Genomic DNA, 16,506 nt, shown 5'->3' on the forward strand with positions numbered 1-16,506 from the left:
AAGAGGGAGGATTTTTTTATGAGGTTTCGAGCAATTATTCAACTAAGCAAAAAAAACGCAACAGGTATTCCAGTATCGGAGGATGTAGTAGCTGGCCTCGGAGCAAGCAAGAAACCGGCAGTACGCGTTACTATAGGAGAATACACCTACCATAGCACTGTAGGATCAATGGGTGGGAAGTTCATGATCCCGCTCAGTGCTGAGCATCGTAAAGGAGCCGGTGTCACAGCAGGTGACGAAGTGGATGTGGACATTGAACTAGACACCGAGCCTCGTGAGCTTACCGTGCCTTCCGATTTCTTAGAAGCACTTGAGCACGAAAGTGAAGCAAAGCACTTTTTTGAAGGGTTATCCTATAGCAATAAACGAAGATTTGTCCTTTCAATTGAGGGAGCTAAGACATCCGAGACTCGCCAGCGTCGGATTGACAAAGCAGTAGTTACATTAAAAGAAGGTCGAACTCAGTAATGAACCTCTCACGACTAAAGTCGCGAGTTTCTAACAACCCTACGGGTTGAAAGGACCCGACATTCTAAAACTAGCCTTAAGATTCCTGCTTCACAGAGAACTGCATCCCATAACGAACGTCTTACACTCTCTCCAACAATAAACTGCTTAATTTATTGCCCAATGCTTTTAACACTGGCAGGCACACCCCGCAGTTCCTACGGGAAGAAAAAAGGAATATCTATGAAGCAACAGGTGTTCGTAATATACGAATACCTTCTTCTTTTATGTTATTGGCCGCATTACGGTCGCGATCATGTTCTGCCCCGCAACTTGGACAAACCCATATACGGTCAGAAAGAGATAATAGCGTGTGTTTCTCTTTACACCCATTACATTGTTTCGAAGAAGCAAAAAAGCGGTTAATTAACACGACTTTTTTATTGTCCCAAATTGCTTTGTAAGAAACGAATGTTACAAAAGTAGACCAACTTACATCAGCGATACTACGAGCTAATTTTTTGTTTTTAATAAGACCTTTTACATTTAAATCTTCTAACACGATAACTTGGTTTTCGTTTACGAGTTTTCGAGATTGTTTATGCAAAAAGTCTTTACGTAAATTGCTGATTTTTAAGTGTAACTTGGCTACGTTATGTTGCAGTTTTTTATAATTAGAAGAACCTTTCTTTTTATTTTTTAATTGACGTTGCAAGGTAGCCAACTTTTTTAAGTATTGTTTCAAATAGCGTGGATTTTCAATTTTATTACCATTTGAATCGATTAAAAAATGGGTTAAACCTAAATCGCAACCCATGATATTTTCTGCTGAAACCAAAGACCAATCGATATCGTTTTCTATAGGGACGACTTCTTCAATTTTTAAAGAAATATGCGTTTGACCACTACTATGCACGGTAACTGTTGCCCCTTTGATTTTACCGTTAAACCCTTGTTCCTTAAATAATCGACGTTGTTTCTTTGACAATTTAACGTTTACCCAACCTAATTTAGGTAGTTTAATCTGCTCTTTTTCAAAGTCTAACGCAATATTACCATTCGTTTCTTTTGTTGAATAACTTTGTTTAGATTTGTGTTTTGATCTGAATTTTGGATACCTATTTTGACCTTTGAAAAATCGGTCAAAAGCATCGTCTACTTGTTCTAATGCACATTCCAATGCGAATTTATCCACTTTTTTCAACCAATTAAACATAGGGTGGTCTTTTAAAGCATTGAACGATTGTTTAAATTCACCACTTCTCAAAGTTTCTTTGGTTTCATGATACACTTCCTGTCGTTCACCTAAGAAAAAGTTAAACGTAAAACGTGCACAACCAATCGTTTGAATAATTTGTTCATGTTGTTTCGGTGTGGAAAAGGCACGGAACTTTAATCCATAATTACGGATTTTCTTGTTTTCTTTTGCCAATTCTTCATTTCGTTGTTTTATTGTTTTTCGTTTTCCAGCCATTCCACTCACCACCGATCTCAATTTGATATCTTAATTTTACCAAATATTTACCATAAACACAAACGTTCGTTCTTTATTTTAATATAAAAAACTGAAAAAAAAGCGCCCTAACTCACGACTGAATTCACAAGTGTGCGGGCGCTAGTTATCAAATAATGTAAATAACTTTAATCGAATGGTCGACTAATACAGGGATACTATAAACATTTACACCTGAACTACCAGACCTTTATTATGATCCGAAACTTTGGGGACAAGTCGGTCAGGATGGAACGATTGATAAATTGCTGGCATTGAATTCCGGTGAAATCACCGGTTTAATTGGTATGGCGGTGGATTATAGTAACGAAAGAAATGAACTGAAATACTGGATTGCCGTAGAAGGTAAAGGGAATTTACCGGATAATTTCTCCACATTCGATGTACCGGCGGCAAAATGGGTCGTATTTGAAGTTGTGGGTCCGTATGCCCAATCTGAAATCTGGGTTCCTGTTAAATAAACATGGTATATTATTAGTATAAAGACCCCATAAAATGTTAATTTATCAGATGCCAATTGAAGTAATGGGGCATTAATTTAACAACTGATCATCATCCGCAATCGGGCGCCATCCTTTAACAGGAAAGCGCTCATTTTTCATTATAGGGCCAGATTGCGGAAGACTATATTGTGAAAATGCTATTAAGTATAGTGCTAGTTTTAAATGTTACCCTACCACTTTCATTTTCTGATGTTATTGCAGGAGTAGTTAGCCAAAACATAACTACAATAAGTGGGTGTACTACAAAAGATTCCATTAAAAATCCCGAAGCAATTTTACTAATCAATATTGATACGGGATTTTTATTTTTATTTACACAGTAGTTTCTTTTATGTCTGCTTTCAATTCTTTAAACCATTTTAAGTTCACTAAATGGTGAGAACGAGAATTTTCGTTCATGCGATGAAAATAATCAACTTTACCAGGTAATTCTTTAGTGTTAGCTAGGTATTCATCGAGATGAGCAATTCTAGCTTTAGTTTGATCGATTTGTGATTGGATTAATTCCAATAACTTATTTTTATCGAATTCGTCTGCAAAGAGTAATGTGCCATAGAATTGTAAGTTTACATACTCGGATTTAGTCCCATATTTGGCCATTAATTTATCGAATTCTTCCATTCCCAAAGACGTGATTTTAAAAGTGTGAATTTCACGATCATTGTTTGGACGGGTTTGATACGTTTGTTCAATCAAGCCTTTTTCTTCAAGTTGTTGCAAATTGTAATAAAACGATCCTTTAGTGAAATTCACGATATATTTATAATGTCGTTTTTCCATTAAACTTAATAGTTCGTATCCATGAGCGCCAGGGTTTTGAATAAGTAAGCCAAGGATAAGTAAAGGAATCAAGGCTGCATCACCTTTGCCATTTGTACTTCAAATTCAGCGTATGTGATTTTACCAAGAGCCAAATTCATACTGTGAATATAAATTAGTTCAGTTTTCGAATAGTTATTGTTTATTTTTAGTGATTGAACTTCATCCGCAAGAGACCCTAAGATATGACACTTTTTTGAAAATGCTTCGAAGTAGCGATAACCGAATTTTCGTTGGGAAATGGCGTTAAAATGAATACCATCCGGATTGGCAGTTAAACCTTCTGCTGATACAAAATAACAATTTTGCTGCTCATGAGCGAATTGACGTAATTGTTCATTGATTTCTTGGAATTCTGTTGAGTACTTTCCGAAACCGGATTTTCCAAGAAAATCCCCAAGCTCACCAATGATTAATGGGACATTTTGAAGGTTTAATTCTTTTCGTAAAGTCTCAATGATAAAAGATAATTTTTCATAATACGTTTCATGTAGAGAATTATTGCTATCACTTTCACCTTGATGCCAAAGTATGCCACAAATTTCACTAGTTTCAAGAGCAAACCTTGCTTCAGACAAAGCATGTTGAAAAAGAGTACCCTGCGGATGCCAATCGTTCAAGGAACTGCCACCTTCCGCACAAGGAATCAAACCAATTTCTTCATCTGGCTGGGCTTTCGACCATGCCTCTGCAAAAGATGCTGCTAGACTTACACCAGCAACTGGGCGGTCATAATTAATTGGCTCTGTCATCATTTGCCACTGACCGTTGCGAAGCATTTTTATTTTTTCATTATAGATAGGTTCTACCTCATGCAGGAATCCACGACCTGCCATATTTGATTGCCCTAGCATTAAAAAAGATTTTATCATTTAATTTTCATTCCTTTACACAATAGTCTAATTAGACTTCAATATTATAGAGTCTAATTAGACTATCGTCAACTCGATGTATCTGGTAAATTTTTAATAACGAACTAATATAGAACTGTCATCGTTCTAATAACTACTGAAAGAAAATATTGAGTAGGAATAACAAGGTTGAACTTCTCTTATAAAATAAAGATAATTACTTTATTGATTATAATAAGTATGAGGAAGAAGGCTATTAAAAATAGGGATTTATGAATTAAAATACATCAAAGTACAGGTGCAATAATTCAATTATCATATTCCACAATCGGGCGCAATTCTTGAAAAAGAATTGTGCCTTCTTTAGCTATAGGGCCATTTAATTGAGTAACCTAATAGGAAAATACCTATTGATATATATTATGAAATAAAGGAAAATTATCCATATTAAATTAATAACAAGGAGGAATTTTACTTGAAGCTTATAAGCATAATTATTATGACAGTAGCGTTATTAATAACTTGCTTATTCCCCCATCAAAACGTTTATGCAGCAACATCAATTAACGTCAAAATCAATGGACAAACTCTCTACTTTGATCAACCACCAATAAATGAGAATGGAAGAGTACTAGTTCCAATGCGAACAATCTTTGAGGTGATGGGTGCAGATGTTCAGTGGGTAACACAAACAGCTACTGTTAAAGCTACAAAAGGAGACTTAATGATCAATTTACCACTAAACCACAAACAAGCAACCATAAACGGAGTAAAGAAGGGTTTAGATGTACCAGCAAAATCAGTAAATGGACGTACTCTCGTTCCTTTACGGTTTGTTAGTGAAGCTCTTGGTTGTCAAGTTGTATGGAAATCAGCAAAGTCTTTGGTATCCATAAGTTATGATGGCGAGATAGTCATTCCATCTCCTGCCGCTACTCCAATAAATGGGGATGAGGAGGAAAGATTATCAGTACCTATTGGTAATGCTTTTGATGGAATAGAGGTACCACTTTTAAATTCAGAAGTATTTGATGATTTCCTTGATAAATAGTCAAGTATAAGAACTAACGGAGTACTTTCGTAAAAAATTTAGGGGTTATTTGCAGTTCTATTACATATTCTACTATTCAACAATCGGCGCAATTCTTGAATTAGAATTGTGCCTTTTCAGTTAAAGGGCAGATTATTGAAGAACAATTAAAATTGGTGCAATATATCATCATTCTTTCAAGTAAAATATACCTAATATAATTGGTTCTTTCAGGAGGTTGAATTAAGTGAACAGTTCCCCAAATGAAATGAAGCTTATCATTCCAAAAGGATGTGACAATGCTCCAAGGAAACAAATAGTTATTGATTTTACAGTAGCTATATTAAAACAGCAAAATGAAATCATTAAGGAATATGCAGATGAATCTATTATATGGTATCAATTAAAAGATAATAAAAAAATAGAAGGTCAATGTTCATTAATTACTATTTTGCAGGATGAAAATAAAAACATCATTGACTGCCTTGAAATTTACCAAGTGATAACTCACGGGAAATTCGCTTCAATAAATGGTGTGATTTCATTAGCAAATGGTACAAAAATTGATTTCTGCGATGTATATATGTTTAGCAATACTGCAAGGTCTGGAAAGGTAAAGGAAATAAAATCATATAGACTGGGACGGAGGGTCGGGAACTCTGACCCATTGTCCGGCAATCGGGAGGGCAACCTTTGACTTTTACCAAAGGACAGTATAAAATTAAAATTGAATTTTATAGGTTAAGGAGGATTATTAAAAAATGACACACTCAATGAGACTACGTTTCCCAACTTTGAACAAGTAATTGAATACGTTCAAAGGCTCTGTTTGTGTTGACAGAGTAAACGGGATAAGTCTGTCCTTTTTTAATAATCTTCATTTCATATATGGAAAGATTAGAAAGGTGGATTGTTCTGCCTTTCTTTATTTTTGTCAAATAACCCTTTCTTTGCTTACCCTGTAAGGTAGGTTTATTTGCGGACGGCTTCTGACAACGGCTTTTAATAGCCTCTAAAATAAGGACGGGTCTCTTCCCTTTACTCTCAAATCACAGGCAGATGCTTGTGATTTTTTATTTTGAAAGGGGACGGAAGAGCAATGGGAAATGTATGCATTGAATTGGAAAATATTGAACTTTCATTTTTAGATAGAGTGGTATTAAACATTCCACGACTCGCTGTACACCAGTTCGACCGAATCGGTATTGTCGGGAAAAATGGTGCTGGTAAGAGTACCTTATTAAAACTGATGGATGGTCAAATTAAGCCAGAAAAAGGGCGAGTGAAACGTTTTATAGATTTTGCCTATTTTGATCAACAAGCTATTCCTGAGATAAAGGAAGTAAATTACGAGCTAAAAGGGAAACTGTCTATTCCAGAAACGGAGATTGAAAAGTTTAGCGGTGGGGAACAGACAAGGCTAAAGTTAGCTCAAATATTCTCAAACTATCATGAAGGATTATTAATTGATGAGCCAACCACCCATCTTGATGCGGAGGGTATACAATTTTTTATCGAGGAATTGAACTACTATTATGGTGCCTTAGTCATAGTAAGTCACGACCGGTATGTATTGGATAAACTTGTAACAAAGATATGGGAAGTGGATGATGGAACTGTAACGGAATATACAGGGAACTATTCTGATTATGTAGCACAAAAAGAGCTTCAGAAAAGACAGCAACAGGAGCAGCATGATCACTATGTCAAAGAGAAATCACGACTGATGAAAGCCGCAGAAGAAAAAATGAAGAAGGCTGAAAAAATTACGCAGGCAAATGGACGTATGTCCAAAAAAGAAACAAAAGCAAAAGCCAATAGAATGTTTATGACGAAATCAAAGGATACAAGTCAAAAGTCAGTCCAACGAGCAGCAAAAGCGATGGAACAGAGAGTAGAAAAGCTTGAAGAGGTGGAAGCCCCAAAAGAGGAGCAAATCATTCATTTTCACCAGCCGTCTGCTCTTCAATTACACAATAAATTTCCGATTATGGCGGATTGTTTAACGATAAAAGCTGGGAATAAGGTACTTCTCAAAGAAGCGAGCTTCCAGTTTCCATTGGGTAAGACAATCGCCATTACTGGAAAGAATGGTTCAGGTAAAACAACGTTACTTCATCATATATTACAGCGGGGTGAAGGGATAACGATTTCTCCAAAAGCAGTAATCGGGGCGTATGAACAGATGGCTTATCAATTTACTAAAGATGAAACGGTACTAGACTTTATGAAGGATAGAAGCGACTTTAGCGAAAGTAAGATTCGATCAGTTCTTCATTCGATGGGTTTTACAGGAAATGACTTAAACAAGAACGTTCGGAATTTAAGTGGCGGAGAGGCCATTCGTCTTGTATTGTGTCAGCTGTTTTTAGGGAGATATAATGTGTTGATCTTGGATGAACCGACAAACTTTTTAGATGTTTTCTGTATAGAAGCATTGGAACGATTTTTAAAAGGGTATGATGGAACCATTCTCCTTGTATCACATGATAAAACTTTTATTAATAGAGTAGCTGATTGTATATACGTAATAGAAGAGCAAAAAATAGTGCATGAAGCATAACGTGGGACGCGGGGGCGGGAACTCTGGCCCTGTGTTAAAAAAATTATAGAAATGAGTTGTTAGTCAATGAACACAGTAATTAACAATCAAAAGAAGAATTGGTTAAAGAATATTATTCTCTTTTTAAGCAGCCAGACGATTTCCCTTTTCGGATCTTCCTTGGTTCAATATGCGATGATGTGGTATATAACACTTACAACGGAATCTGGAGTGATGATGACGTTGTATATTATTTGCGGTTTCATTCCGACTTTTCTTTTATCTCCAGTTGCAGGGGTTTGGGCAGATCGCTACAATCGGAAAACGCTGATTATTTTAGCGGATGGACTTATCGCAATGGCAACTTTAATCCTTGCTATTCTCTTTTTATTGGGATTTGATGCAATTTGGTTACTTTTTGTAATGGCGGCCGTTCGTGCTTTTGGTACAGGCATCCAAATGCCGGCTGTTGGGGCTATTTTACCGCAAATTGTACCAAAGGATAAATTGACAAAGGTGAATGGAGCGAACGGAAGTATTCAAGCTGTTATCATGTTTGTAGCTCCAATGGTTAGTGCAGCCCTACTTACAATGACTTCGATTGAAATCATATTTTTTATTGATGTCATTACGGCAGCGATGGCAATCGTCACCCTACTTGCCTTTGTAAAAATCTCTATACATGAGAAAGCCGCGGAAAAACAAACAACAAGTTACCTTAATGATTTTAAACAAGGATTACAATATATAAATAACCATCGTTTTCTAAAGCAATTTTTCCTGTTTTTTGCAGTCTTCTTTGTTTTGATGGTTCCTGCGGCATTTTTGACACCACTGCAGGTTACACGTAGTTTTGGTGGTGATGTGTGGCGACTAACAGCTATCGAAATTGCCTTTTCAATTGGTATGATGGCTGGTGGAGGTATCATCGCTTCTTGGGGTGGCTTCCAAAATAAAATTAAAACATTGGGATTCGCAAGTGTTATTATGGGAGTCTGTACAATTGCACTGGGGATTGTTCCGGTTTTTTGGATTTATTTAGTCTTCATGGCTTTGTTCGGTGTTGCTATGCCAATTTTCAATACTCCAGCCAACGTCCTATTACAGGAAAAGGTAGAGGAAGATTATTTGGGTAGGGTTTTTGGGGTGATGGGAATGATCTCAACCTCGATGATGCCGCTTGGAATGCTTATATTTGGTCCAATTGCAGATTATATCAAAATCGAATGGCTGCTATTGGGAACGGGCGTATTCATTATCATACTAGCAATTTTTCTAGGCCGGAATAAGGTTTTACTTGAAGCGGGAAAACACGTATTGGAAGAATCCTAAATTGTTGAAAACGAGGGGCAGGTGTCCCTCGTTCTTTACGTAGCCCCCAAAAATAAAATCAACGTTTATTCTTTTGTTGTATCCCCTATCTTTACAGGGTTGAAGTTGTTCCTTCCAATAGTTCCGACAAGGATTCTTTTAATTTGATGGCCACTCACTTTTATTCATAATTTGAATTTTAATCAGCTGTACTGGTTTAGGATTTTATTTAACTTTTCTTTCATGCAATCAATTAATTCAGTTGGACCTTTAATGATAGCCTCTTCACCATAGCTAATAAAATGATTAGAAAAAAAGTTAATATCATCTTTTGAGATATCGCCTTTCAAAAATCCAAATCCATCATCTCTTTTAGTCAATTCAACATTTAGCCATTTTGTTGGTTTATACATTTCTACACCCTTTTTAGTTAGTTCGACATTTAATTGGTATGTATCTTTATTTTTATTAATTAGGCTAAAACGGTTTTTCAAATGAAACTTTGACAAATCAAAATCAATAGGACGATTATTCTCATCAAGCTCTACGGATGTTATACGATCACATCTGAAGACACGATAATCCTTCCTATAAAAACAATAAGATGGACAATACCACTTTCCTTCAGTTGCATAGATCCCAATTGGTTGAATACTTCTCTTGGTGATTTTACCGTTTTTTTCATAGTTTATTATGATTACCTCTTGTTCTATTGATGCTTCTAATAATTGTTTTAAAAAAGGGATTTCTTCCTGTTGGAGAGCTGATACAAAATCAACTCGGTCTTTCATTCTGTCAATTGCATCTCTTGTATCACCTGAAAGATTTAGATAGAATTTCTTTTTTATGGATTCAAACTCTATATCAAATGGTAGGGAAATGTAGTGTCTTAAGGCATGCATTGCAAAAAATATAGCGATGGCTTCATCTTCACTAAATGCAATTGGAGGGAGAATTCTTTCATTTAGGACTTGATAACCACCATGAGGCCCTGCCTCAGAATACAATGGTACACCCATCTCACTTAATTCTTGTAAATCTCTCAAAATGGTTCTTTTTGAAACCTCAAATTCTTGTGCTAATTCCCTAACAGTAAATCTTTTTCTTCGATTAACCATCATTATCATTTCGTTTAATCTTTTTGCTTTAGACATTTCTACCTCCAAAAAATAACAGTGACATCTGTTGTCACCATCATAATATATAATAGCAATTAGATAAAGAATAAGAAAATGTGATTCAGACTAGATTATGGGAGGAATTCGATATGTATGCAACAATTTCAGACTTTATTAATGAATGGAATAAGGAAGCTTTATTAACTCAAAACGTACTAGATGGATTGACAGATGATTCATTAAATCAAAAGGTTTATCCGGAAGGACGTACTTTGGGAAGGATTGCGTGGCATTTAACAACATGTATTCCTGAATATTTAGCTAATTTCGGATTGAAAATTGATATGGTTGAAAATGCCGAAAGTGTTCCGGCTACCGCAAAAGAGATTGCAGAAACATATAGAAATGTAAGTGCCAAAGCAGCTAAAGTTATCGAGGAACAATGGACAGATGAAACACTTTCACAAATCCAAGATGCCTTTGGCAGACAAGAAACAAATGCTTCTATTATAATGGGGTTAATCAAGCACACCGTTCACCATCGCGGGCAGGTTACAGTCCTTATGCGTCAAGCAGGAATTAAACCATTTGGGGTTTACGGGCCGCCAAAAGAGGATTGGATTTATTTAGGTGTGGAAAATCCGCCGCTTTAATAATTTTGTACTAAACATCCTTGAACAGTTCATATGTTCAAGGGAATTCTTGTCATTTACGTAATAACAATTTCATTTAAGGAAAATTAGGGGGGCATCAATATTTATGCGACCAAGCATCACAGTAATCACATTAGGTGTAGATGATTTGGAAAAAGCATTGGAATTCTATCGTGATGGTTTGGGATTTCCAACAGAAGGTATTGTAGGTAAAGAATTTGAGCATGGAGCAGTTGCCTTTTTTGACCTACAAGCAGGTTTGAAACTAGCTATTTGGAAACGAGAAGATATTGCCTATGAGGCAAAGGTTACACAGACTTCAGCAAGCCCTACTGAATTTACAATTGGTCACAATGTAAACAATAAAGAAGAAGTGGACAAGGTAATGGAACAGGCCAAAAAAGCAGGCGCAACAATAACGGATCCAGCACATGACACTTTTTGGGGAGGATATTCCGGTCACTTCCAGGATCCGGATGGCCATTTGTGGGAAATAGCCTGGAACCCCGCTTGGGAGATAAAGGACTAGATATTACGTAGTTAAAAAGTATAAAAAATCCATTAATTCAAAAATCTAAGCTAAATCACGTTCATTCTACTTCCTTCAAAATTCGTTCAATCGATATGAGTCGTTCCTTTATTTCTGTCATTTCGGTTGCTAGCTTCTCATTTAGCAGTGTGGTTGCTTTCTGGGCTTCAATTGCATCAGCAGCTTGTTTTCGAAAGACTTCCTCATTTTGGCTTTTTGTCGCTGTTTTTGCAATTGGTACTATAAACAGTACGGCAAGTGCAAGAATTAAAATAATAAATCCCATTCCCGCTAATCCAAAAATAGTTTCACCATTCATCATTTTTTACCTTCTTTCTTTTTAATTGTTAATGCCTTTACAGCTTTATGAACGATTTCTTGTGTAATATGGGTATCAAATGGATTATGATATAGTGAGACTTATAAGGAATGGAAAGGAGATGTTATTTTTATGTTTAGCAACCAAAGTATTGAGATTGTAACAAATGGGGAGGTATGTGCAAAATAATTCCATGCATAAAACCTCCCAAAGATTATGATCTAAACTTTAGGAGGAAATGAAGTTGAATAATATTGATATGATCGATTTGGGACTTACTGAAGAATTTATACAGGAGTCTAAAATATATAACAATCTCTTTATTGGTTGAGTTTCATCACAATCTAAAAATCTATGTAAGGTTATTACGGAAAATGGTGAGATTGCGGCTGAGATATCAGGGAAATTTCACCATAGTGTAAAAGAACTCTACAAGACATGAACTGATCATGCTGCCGAATTTAGGTGTTGTTATAGACACTCCGGGCATGAGGGAGCTTGGGATTATTAGTGCGGATTTAACGAAATCCTTTGCAGATATTGAAGAACTTGCTTATAGTTGTAAATTTAACGACTGTACTCACAAAGATGAGCCAAGCTGTTCGGTGCAAAAAGCAATTAAAGATGGTACTTTATCAGTTGAAAGGCTGGAAAGCTATTGAAAACTAAATAGGGAAACTAAGTATAACGGCCTAAATTCTAAAATGATTGAAAAAGAAAAGATAAATGACATGTTTAGTAGTATGGGTGGCATGAAAAATGCTAGGAAATTCATCAAAGAACAAAACAGAAAAAAAAAGAAGATGAAATCCTAGAAATATTTGAAAGGATGATTAGGGAAACGGAAGGAGACTAAAATTGAAAGTAGCATTCATTATTTTTGAGGATTTAACTGCATTAGATTTTATAGGAGTATACGACGCTGTTACAAGATTAAAAACAATGAATTTTATTCCAGAGTTGGAATGGGAAATTTGTTCGTTTACTGAATGGGTTGTTGATGGTACTGGACTAATTTTTACTCCAACTAAAGTAAATGAATCTCTTGAAACATACGACATGGTTATAGTTCCAGGTGGATTTGGTACAAGAAGATTAGTTGATGATAGTGCATTTATTGAATGGTTAAAAACTTCAAAACCTTGTAAAATAAAGGCTTCTGTATGCACAGGTTCTTTGTTATATGGTTCAGCTGGTTTCTTACAAGGGAAATCAGCTACAACCCACCCAAGTGCCTTTGAAAATCTAAAAAAATATTGTACAGTGGTGAATGATCGAATTGTAGATGAAGGGGATGTCATCACAGCAAGAGGTGTAAGTTCATCCATTGATTTAGGTCTTTATCTTTGTGAAAAACTAGCAGGTCATGATGCAAAAGAAAAAATTCGTATCCAAATGGATTATCAAATCAACTAAAATTTAAACGGCTTTGGAGACGAATCTGTTTTAGAGGTTTTGGTAGGCTTTTATGAAGAATTCAATCAAAAGCATATAGAACCGACTATCAATATTCCAAAGGATAATCTAAAAGCTATAAAAAATGGCGTATCTGTGGTTATTTTATATCCACGGATACGCCATTTATTTAATGACTAAAACACATTCGGCTATGTGGTTTGATCCCTTGTATGAAAGGGTACTTCCCTTTAGATTAGCCGCTCAATCTGTTTTCTTTTCCATGACCAGCGATAATACGCATATTGTAAACCAAGACTGACGAAAAAAGCGGCAGGATAGCCGACCCAGATTCCTTTTATCCCAAGGCTGCTGAAATTGGAAAGGAAGTAAGCCACAGGTACTTCTACACACCAAATCGAAAGGATGCTGAACACGGTTGGCCACAAAACGGTTCCACTTGCCCGCATGATCGCACCAATTATCATTCCATGCCCAAAAATCAAATAGCTCCATAGTGTAATCATAAGCAAACTGTGGGCTATAGACAGGGTATGCTTACTCGTAAGGAACCAAGATAAAATATCCTGTGAAAATACATAGACGAGGACAATTAATACACCACCGATTAAATAGTTGAGTAATAAGCCAACTCGGATCACTTGCCCAAGCCTCTCCTGCTGGTTCCTGCCAATAGCCTGTGCAGCAAAAATAGAAACGGCAATTCCTATGCTCATTGCAGGCATGGATACGTAACTTACTACTTGGTTTACAGCACCGTAAGCAGCGGTTGCATCGGATCCAAAACGATTCACAAGGCTTATGACCGCAATTTCCGCAAGGGATACAAGTATCATGTTGACGCTGGACGGAATCCCCAACCGCAACAATAATATCAACAGTTCCAAGTTAATGCGAAGATGCCTCCAAACCGATGCATCGAATTGTAAGGGATGGTTTATTTTTTTTAGGTAAAAGAGCATAATGACGAAAGTCAGGACTGTCGATATCACGGAAGCGTATGCTGACCCGTAAACTCCTAATTCCGGCAGGTCAAACCATCCAAAGATGAGAAAAGGTAGCAAACCTACATTTAGCGTTGTACTGATAAGAAGCAAATAAAAGGGGGTTTTGGAGTCCCCTGTTCCGCGCATAAATGTAGTATAGGCAATGTATAGAAAAAGTATCGGCATCGACCAAAATAAGATTCGTGCATAATGAACGGTCATGCCAATAATATTTTCCGGTGTTCCGATCAGGCGAAGGATATCAAACGTGAAAATTCCACCTATCACCGCCATGACCACACTTAGGATAAAGGTCGTCGTTAAAGTGGTTCCCACGATTTGCTTTAATCGCTCCTCATTATGTGAACCATAAGCTTGTCCAATCAGAATGGAACTCCCCGAGCCGATTCCAATGGTGAATGAAATAAGTAGAAAAAACAATGGAAAAAAGGCAGAAATGGCTGCTAAGGCTTCGACGCCTAGCCACCGACCGACAATGATGCTGCCTGCCAATTGGCCAATCGATTGCAGGGCATTACTGAGAATTAAGGGGATAAGAAACAAGAACATGGAACGCCACAGTGGTTGGTTCCCCATTCCTTGAAAGTTACCATTCCCTTTTTGTATCTCTTGGGTTGATGTCATATTTTGTTCACCTGTATCTTAAGATTTTTTGCATACCCATTTTCAGACTTTTTTCTTCTTGTTGTATCCACTTTCTTCATACGGTTGAAGTTGTTCCAACCATTTATCCTCAAGTTCCACCAAGGCTTCTTTTTCATTAAAATAAGGATCGTCTTTCTTTTTAAGTGTTTCTAATATGTCGATGCTGAATATATCCGCACCATAATAACTCCAGTCTTCTTGCAGCTCTTTGTTCGTAGGTGAGGCAGTGCCTGCCTCTAAACTGAATTTTAGCCCGTTTAATGTTTTAAAATTTCTAGTACTTCCGATAAAAACTTTTCCATTTTGATTATTTTTAATTTGATAAACACCGCCTTCGATCGGCATTTCCTTATAAATCTGTTTTAATTCTTTTTTTCGATCCATTCCCATTGTTAACACTCACTTTCATGCATTATTTTTTTAACCAGTATTGACTTCCATCTGACTTTCTTTCTATAAAGCCATATTCGATTAAATATCTTCGAATCAATGCATAATCTTCATGTATATCTTCTAAAATCTGATTAATTTCTTTTTCTGTATAGATTCTATCTTTTTCGAATTTTCCTTTGATTTCTCGAATGATAATTAATCTTTGTTTTTCTTTCGGAGGGAATTGCGTTAATCGCCCATTAATTCCTTCAGGTAAAAACTTTTTAATGATTTCTCTTTGTTCCGCTTCCGTAACAGCATAGCGATCATCGATCATTTTCGCTGTTTTATGTGGTGGGACAAATGCCGGTGCATACTGATCTTTTTCTTTTAATAGCTCCATTAATGTTAAAAAGATCTTTGCTTGGCGTTCCCTCTCTTTTAACGCAAAACGATGATGCCTGATCGTAGAGGTACTGCCAATGCCCATCTCAGCCTGAACCTCCTTATCGCCTTTACCTTGATAAAAGAGACGAAGCAGTTGATTCTGATGATCGGTAAGCCCTGTTAGTTTCTTATCAAGATTGATTAAATAATCAAATACGGATTGATGGGTACTTTCGATATGAATACGCATATACCTTTCCGCTTCATAGAAAATTCCGTCATAGGGATAAATAATCCCATTTTCTATTTTCTCACCACATAAAAGGCAAATATATGAATCTGACTCTTGAATATACCCCCGTTTAAGTTCCTCTAACGAGGTGTTCCAAAAACTCTCCGAAATATCCACTTTTCAAACACATCCAATCAAAGTTTATAGTGATTCAAACAAAAGTTAAATTTGTTTGTTTAACAAAAAATATAATAATATAAAGTTTACTTACTGTCAAATAAAAAAACAAACGGTTTTTGATATTGTTTGTTTTTTTATAAACGATATATAAAATTGTTTAATCTAATGGCGGTAATATATAATTATGGGACACGGGGTCGAGAACTATGTCCCATTGTGGTACAGGCGAAACTGTAAGGTATAATCAAGTTAAGGGGGTTGGCTGGAATACAACCCATAGATTATCAACATATATGATGGAAATTTTTTCAGAACCTGCTAACCGTCCATGGAGAAATGATTTCGTTAGGGAAGACCCCGACGGATATGTAGGAGGTAGTTATTCAGGAAAAATAAAAGGGTAAAATGGATTGAAAAAGTATTGGAAAGTAAGTGTTCACACGAAAGGAGAAAAAATAGTATGATGACCGTACTGAATTGAATTAAGAGATAATCAAAAGATAATCAGGCGCAATTCTATAGCGAGAATTGCGCCTTCTTTGTGTAAAGTTCCGTTATCGCTAAAGTATGCAATCTTAAACTTTTCCAAGGCCCTTTTTATTCGACAGGTGTCATTGATCGACCCCCTTATA

20 protein-coding genes and 1 pseudogene are annotated in these 16,506 nt (G+C 36.3%); 13 read left to right on the forward strand and 8 right to left on the reverse strand.

Features of this window, described 5'->3' with window-relative positions; translation table 11 throughout:
• The first annotated feature begins 18 nt into the window (after positions 1-18).
• Positions 19-468: a YdeI/OmpD-associated family protein gene (locus BAZO_RS03255; protein WP_003329837.1), complete on the forward strand. Its 450-nt coding sequence runs from the start codon at positions 19-21 to the stop codon at positions 466-468.
• A 220-nt stretch (positions 469-688) separates the two neighbouring features.
• Here the strand turns inward: BAZO_RS03255 and BAZO_RS03260 are convergent, their stop codons facing one another.
• Positions 689-1,921, reverse strand: a complete 1,233-nt coding sequence (locus BAZO_RS03260; RefSeq protein ID WP_003329838.1) for an RNA-guided endonuclease TnpB family protein — start codon at positions 1,919-1,921, stop codon at positions 689-691.
• 251 nt (positions 1,922-2,172) lie between these two features.
• Here BAZO_RS03260 and BAZO_RS03265 point away from each other — a divergent pair.
• Together BAZO_RS03265 and BAZO_RS03270 are read left to right on the forward strand one after the other, a co-directional pair.
• Positions 2,173-2,421: pseudogene (locus tag BAZO_RS03265) on the forward strand (GyrI-like domain-containing protein); the annotation flags it as partial.
• A gap of 170 nt (positions 2,422-2,591) precedes the next feature.
• The gene (locus BAZO_RS03270) at positions 2,592-2,786 is read left to right on the forward strand and encodes a hypothetical protein (RefSeq protein ID WP_003329840.1); all 195 of its coding nucleotides are present in this window, start codon (positions 2,592-2,594) and stop codon (positions 2,784-2,786) included.
• Here the strand turns inward: BAZO_RS03270 and BAZO_RS03275 are convergent.
• The gene (locus BAZO_RS03275) at positions 2,776-3,315 is read right to left on the reverse strand and encodes a PadR family transcriptional regulator (RefSeq protein WP_003329841.1); all 540 of its coding nucleotides are present in this window, start codon (positions 3,313-3,315) and stop codon (positions 2,776-2,778) included. The genes BAZO_RS03270 and BAZO_RS03275 overlap by 11 nt on opposite strands.
• Complete coding sequence (locus tag BAZO_RS03280; protein ID WP_003329842.1) at positions 3,312-4,154, reverse strand: sialate O-acetylesterase; 843 nt, start codon at positions 4,152-4,154, stop codon at positions 3,312-3,314. Before BAZO_RS03280 ends, BAZO_RS03275 begins: the two co-directional genes overlap by 4 nt.
• Before the next feature lie 454 nt (positions 4,155-4,608).
• On the opposite strand from BAZO_RS03280, the gene BAZO_RS03285 reads away from it, so the two are divergent.
• The 5 genes from BAZO_RS03285 to BAZO_RS03300 all read left to right on the forward strand — a co-directional run bounded on the left by BAZO_RS03285 (position 4,609) and on the right by BAZO_RS03300 (position 9,037).
• On the forward strand, positions 4,609-5,184 hold the full coding sequence (locus BAZO_RS03285; RefSeq protein WP_003329843.1) for a copper amine oxidase N-terminal domain-containing protein: 576 nt from the start codon (positions 4,609-4,611) through the stop codon (positions 5,182-5,184).
• 226 nt (positions 5,185-5,410) lie between these two features.
• The gene (locus BAZO_RS03290; RefSeq protein ID WP_003329845.1) at positions 5,411-5,860 is read left to right on the forward strand and encodes a hypothetical protein; all 450 of its coding nucleotides are present in this window, start codon (positions 5,411-5,413) and stop codon (positions 5,858-5,860) included.
• A 64-nt stretch (positions 5,861-5,924) separates the two neighbouring features.
• Positions 5,925-5,969 (forward strand): erythromycin resistance leader peptide, encoded by a 45-nt coding sequence (locus tag BAZO_RS23365; protein WP_152551248.1) that lies wholly within the window; start codon positions 5,925-5,927, stop codon positions 5,967-5,969.
• Between the two features lie 293 nt (positions 5,970-6,262).
• Positions 6,263-7,726 (forward strand): Msr family ABC-F type ribosomal protection protein, encoded by a 1,464-nt coding sequence (locus BAZO_RS03295; RefSeq protein WP_003329846.1) that lies wholly within the window; start codon positions 6,263-6,265, stop codon positions 7,724-7,726.
• A gap of 66 nt (positions 7,727-7,792) precedes the next feature.
• Complete coding sequence (locus BAZO_RS03300) at positions 7,793-9,037, forward strand: MFS transporter (RefSeq protein ID WP_003329847.1); 1,245 nt, start codon at positions 7,793-7,795, stop codon at positions 9,035-9,037.
• A gap of 182 nt (positions 9,038-9,219) precedes the next feature.
• On the opposite strand, the gene BAZO_RS03305 is transcribed toward BAZO_RS03300, so the two are convergent.
• On the reverse strand, positions 9,220-10,170 hold the full coding sequence (locus tag BAZO_RS03305; protein WP_003329848.1) for a helix-turn-helix transcriptional regulator: 951 nt from the start codon (positions 10,168-10,170) through the stop codon (positions 9,220-9,222).
• 113 nt (positions 10,171-10,283) lie between these two features.
• Between BAZO_RS03305 and BAZO_RS03310 the strand changes: the two genes are divergently transcribed.
• Complete coding sequence (locus BAZO_RS03310; protein WP_003329849.1) at positions 10,284-10,787, forward strand: DinB family protein; 504 nt, start codon at positions 10,284-10,286, stop codon at positions 10,785-10,787.
• 106 nt (positions 10,788-10,893) lie between these two features.
• On the forward strand, positions 10,894-11,316 hold the full coding sequence (locus tag BAZO_RS03315; protein ID WP_003329850.1) for a VOC family protein: 423 nt from the start codon (positions 10,894-10,896) through the stop codon (positions 11,314-11,316).
• Between the two features lie 61 nt (positions 11,317-11,377).
• Here the strand turns inward: BAZO_RS03315 and BAZO_RS03320 are convergent, their stop codons facing one another.
• Positions 11,378-11,638, reverse strand: coding sequence for a hypothetical protein (locus BAZO_RS03320; RefSeq protein ID WP_039956963.1), 261 nt, complete (start codon positions 11,636-11,638; stop codon positions 11,378-11,380).
• Between the two features lie 446 nt (positions 11,639-12,084).
• Between BAZO_RS03320 and BAZO_RS22865 the strand changes: the two genes are divergently transcribed.
• A complete protein-coding gene (locus BAZO_RS22865) occupies positions 12,085-12,297 on the forward strand; it encodes a ribosome small subunit-dependent GTPase A (RefSeq protein ID WP_003329852.1) in 213 nt (70 codons plus the stop codon).
• A 196-nt stretch (positions 12,298-12,493) separates the two neighbouring features.
• The gene (locus BAZO_RS03330; RefSeq protein ID WP_003329853.1) at positions 12,494-13,051 is read left to right on the forward strand and encodes a DJ-1/PfpI family protein; all 558 of its coding nucleotides are present in this window, start codon (positions 12,494-12,496) and stop codon (positions 13,049-13,051) included.
• 230 nt (positions 13,052-13,281) lie between these two features.
• On the opposite strand, the gene BAZO_RS03335 is transcribed toward BAZO_RS03330, so the two are convergent.
• The 3 genes from BAZO_RS03335 to BAZO_RS03345 are packed head-to-tail and all read right to left on the reverse strand — an operon-like array spanning position 13,282 to position 15,871.
• Entirely contained in the window at positions 13,282-14,682 is a 1,401-nt protein-coding gene (locus BAZO_RS03335; RefSeq protein WP_003329854.1) for an MATE family efflux transporter, read from the reverse strand.
• A gap of 42 nt (positions 14,683-14,724) precedes the next feature.
• Complete coding sequence (locus tag BAZO_RS03340; RefSeq protein ID WP_035196008.1) at positions 14,725-15,087, reverse strand: GIY-YIG nuclease family protein; 363 nt, start codon at positions 15,085-15,087, stop codon at positions 14,725-14,727.
• A 28-nt stretch (positions 15,088-15,115) separates the two neighbouring features.
• Positions 15,116-15,871, reverse strand: a complete 756-nt coding sequence (locus BAZO_RS03345; RefSeq protein WP_003329857.1) for a DUF2087 domain-containing protein — start codon at positions 15,869-15,871, stop codon at positions 15,116-15,118.
• A 209-nt stretch (positions 15,872-16,080) separates the two neighbouring features.
• Between BAZO_RS03345 and BAZO_RS03350 the strand changes: the two genes are divergently transcribed.
• Positions 16,081-16,278, forward strand: a complete 198-nt coding sequence (locus BAZO_RS03350; protein WP_003329858.1) for a hypothetical protein — start codon at positions 16,081-16,083, stop codon at positions 16,276-16,278.
• The last annotated feature ends 228 nt before the right edge of the window (positions 16,279-16,506 follow it).

It is taken from the genome of Schinkia azotoformans LMG 9581 (genome assembly GCF_000307855.1).
Taxonomy (GTDB): domain Bacteria; phylum Bacillota; class Bacilli; order Bacillales; family Bacillaceae_J; genus Schinkia; species Schinkia azotoformans.

Excerpts from the sequence above, each read along its gene's own strand:
- BAZO_RS03260 (WP_003329838.1), bottom strand. The coding sequence starts at position 1,921 with ATGGCTGGAAAACGAAAAACAATAAAACAACGAAATGAAGAATTGGCA.
- BAZO_RS03305 (WP_003329848.1), bottom strand. The coding sequence starts at position 10,170 with ATGTCTAAAGCAAAAAGATTAAACGAAATGATAATGATGGTTAATCGA.
- BAZO_RS03340 (WP_035196008.1), bottom strand. The coding sequence starts at position 15,087 with ATGGATCGAAAAAAAGAATTAAAACAGATTTATAAGGAAATGCCGATC.
- BAZO_RS03350 (WP_003329858.1), top strand. The coding sequence starts at position 16,081 with ATGTCCCATTGTGGTACAGGCGAAACTGTAAGGTATAATCAAGTTAAG.
- BAZO_RS03320 (WP_039956963.1), bottom strand. The coding sequence starts at position 11,638 with ATGATGAATGGTGAAACTATTTTTGGATTAGCGGGAATGGGATTTATT.
- BAZO_RS03280 (WP_003329842.1), bottom strand. The coding sequence starts at position 4,154 with ATGATAAAATCTTTTTTAATGCTAGGGCAATCAAATATGGCAGGTCGT.
- BAZO_RS22865 (WP_003329852.1), top strand. The coding sequence starts at position 12,085 with ATGCTGCCGAATTTAGGTGTTGTTATAGACACTCCGGGCATGAGGGAG.
- BAZO_RS03310 (WP_003329849.1), top strand. The coding sequence starts at position 10,284 with ATGTATGCAACAATTTCAGACTTTATTAATGAATGGAATAAGGAAGCT.
- BAZO_RS03335 (WP_003329854.1), bottom strand. The coding sequence starts at position 14,682 with ATGACATCAACCCAAGAGATACAAAAAGGGAATGGTAACTTTCAAGGA.
- BAZO_RS03295 (WP_003329846.1), top strand. The coding sequence starts at position 6,263 with ATGGGAAATGTATGCATTGAATTGGAAAATATTGAACTTTCATTTTTA.
- BAZO_RS03300 (WP_003329847.1), top strand. The coding sequence starts at position 7,793 with ATGAACACAGTAATTAACAATCAAAAGAAGAATTGGTTAAAGAATATT.
- BAZO_RS03255 (WP_003329837.1), top strand. The coding sequence starts at position 19 with ATGAGGTTTCGAGCAATTATTCAACTAAGCAAAAAAAACGCAACAGGT.
- BAZO_RS03315 (WP_003329850.1), top strand. The coding sequence starts at position 10,894 with ATGCGACCAAGCATCACAGTAATCACATTAGGTGTAGATGATTTGGAA.